This window comes from Mesorhizobium captivum (assembly GCF_033977165.1).
GTDB classification, from domain to species: domain Bacteria; phylum Pseudomonadota; class Alphaproteobacteria; order Rhizobiales; family Rhizobiaceae; genus Mesorhizobium; species Mesorhizobium captivum.
Genome location: NZ_JAVIJB010000083.1, coordinates 1 through 2,500, shown reverse-complemented (window position 1 = coordinate 2,500; position 2,500 = coordinate 1). Strand labels below are relative to the sequence as shown.

Genomic DNA, 2,500 nt, shown 5'->3' with positions numbered 1-2,500 from the left:
GGGGTCCTCACCGGATTACCAAACCTAACCAAACTCCGAATACCTGGGAGTACTAGTCGGCAGACACACGGCGGGTGCTAACGTCCGTCGTGAAAAGGGAAACAACCCTGACCTACAGCTAAGGTCCCCAAGTTATGGCTAAGTGGGAAAGGATGTGAGGATCCCAAAACAACCAGGATGTTGGCTTAGAAGCAGCCATCATTTAAAGAAAGCGTAACAGCTCACTGGTCTAAATAAGGGTCTTTGCGCCGAAAATGTAACGGGGCTAAAGCCATACACCGAAGCTTAGGGTTCGTGAGCAATCACGAGCGGTAGCGGAGCGTTCTGTAAGCTGATGAAGCCGTACCCGTGAGGGGCGGTGGAGGTATCAGAAGTGCGAATGCTGACATGAGTAACGTAAGGGGAGTGAGAGACTCCCCCGCCGAAAGACCAAGGGTTCCTGCTTAAAGTTAATCTGAGCAGGGTTAGCCGGCCCCTAAGACGAGGCGGAAACGCGTAGTCGATGGGAACCACGTTAATATTCGTGGGCCTGGAGGTAGTGACGGATCACACAAGTTGTCCAATCTTATCGGATTGAAAGGGCAGCGGAGTGGTTCCAGGAAATAGCTCCTCCTTATAGACCGTACCCGAAACCGACACTGGTGGTCAGGTAGAGTATACCAAGGCGCTTGAGAGAACTATGCTGAAGGAACTCGGCAAATTGCACGCGTAACTTCGGAAGAAGCGTGACCCTTTTCTGCGCAAGCAGAGGAGGGTGGCACAGACCAGGGGGTAGCGACTGTTTATCAAAAACACAGGGCTCTGCGAAGCCGCAAGGCGACGTATAGGGTCTGACGCCTGCCCGGTGCTGGAAGGTTAAGAGGAGGGGTGCAAGCTCTGAATCGAAGCCCCAGTAAACGGCGGCCGTAACTATAACGGTCCTAAGGTAGCGAAATTCCTTGTCGGGTAAGTTCCGACCTGCACGAATGGCGTAACGACTTCCCCGCTGTCTCCAGCATAGACTCAGTGAAATTGAATTCCCCGTGAAGATGCGGGGTTCCTGCGGTTAGACGGAAAGACCCCGTGCACCTTTACTATAGCTTTACATTGGCATTCGTAGTGGCATGTGTAGGATAGGTGGTAGGCTTTGAAGCCTGGGCGCCAGCTCAGGTGGAGCCACCCTTGAAATACCACCCTTATTACTATGGATGTCTAACCGCGGCCCGTTATCCGGGTCCGGGACAATGTATGGTGGGTAGTTTGACTGGGGCGGTCGCCTCCTAAAGAGTAACGGAGGCGCGCGATGGTGGGCTCAGAACGGTCGGAAATCGTTCGCTGAGTGCAATGGCATAAGCCTGCCTGACTGCGAGACTGACAAGTCGAGCAGAGACGAAAGTCGGTCATAGTGATCCGGTGGTCCCGCGTGGAAGGGCCATCGCTCAACGGATAAAAGGTACGCCGGGGATAACAGGCTGATGACCCCCAAGAGTCCATATCGACGGGGTTGTTTGGCACCTCGATGTCGACTCATCGCATCCTGGGGCTGGAGCAGGTCCCAAGGGTATGGCTGTTCGCCATTTAAAGCGGTACGTGAGTTGGGTTCAGAACGTCGTGAGACAGTTCGGTCCCTATCTGCCGTGGGTGTAGGAATATTGAAAGGATCTGTCCCTAGTACGAGAGGACCGGGATGGACGGATCTCTGGTGGACCTGTTGTGGCGCCAGCCGCATTGCAGGGTAGCTATATCCGGACGGGATAACCGCTGAAGGCATCTAAGCGGGAAACCCACCTTGAAACGAGTATTCCCTGAGAACCGTGGAAGACGACCACGTTGATAGGCCGGGTGTGGAAGAGCGGCAACGCTTGAAGCTTACCGGTACTAATAGTTCGATCGGCTTGATCGTTCTCATTCCTAATATCCATCAGCGCTCACGCATGAGCGGCCCCTTCGGGGCCTATGCTCCGCGAGGGCGCCGGACGACCGGCGACGCGCAGTCGCGCTTGCGGGCTTCGCCCGTATGCAAAACGCAGACGTCGCCTTGGCACAAAAACAGCTTCTCGATTTGAACGTGCGTTTTGCCGACCTGGTGGTTATGGCGGAGCGGCTGCACCCGATCCCATTCCGAACTCGGCCGTGAAACGCTCCAGCGCTGATGGTACTTCGTCTCAAGACGCGGGAGAGTAGGTCGCTGCCAGGTCTGCCAAGCGCACGTTCATCTCACATCCGGATCAAACGGATCCGGATGGAGACTAATCTTCTCCTTACGGTCTTTGATGCATGTCGTTGCCCCAAAACCGCTCGGCACTTTTGGGCGGCATGCATAAGGCCCGCCAAACGGGATCCTGGGCCGCGCAAGCGGCCCTTTCATTTGGCGGTCTCTTGAATTCGGTAAGCGCAAACTTACCTCTATGGTTGACGCGGGGTGGAGCAGCCCGGTAGCTCGTCAGGCTCATAACCTGAAGGTCACAGGTTCAAATCCTGTCCCCGCAACCACTTTCATCATAAATCCATAACCGTCCCG

The 2,500-nt window shown here is 55.2% G+C and carries 1 tRNA gene and 2 rRNA genes (1 of these 3 cut by a window edge); all 3 read left to right on the top strand.

Going from position 1 to position 2,500, the window contains the following annotated elements:
* Positions 1-1,882 (top strand): 23S ribosomal RNA (locus tag RFM40_RS33055) (it extends 1,043 nt beyond the left edge of the window).
* Between the two features lie 179 nt (positions 1,883-2,061).
* Positions 2,062-2,176: ribosomal RNA gene (rrf, locus tag RFM40_RS33050) — 5S ribosomal RNA — on the top strand.
* A gap of 219 nt (positions 2,177-2,395) precedes the next feature.
* Positions 2,396-2,472 (top strand) — tRNA-Met (locus RFM40_RS33045).
* Positions 2,473-2,500 lie beyond the last annotated feature (28 nt).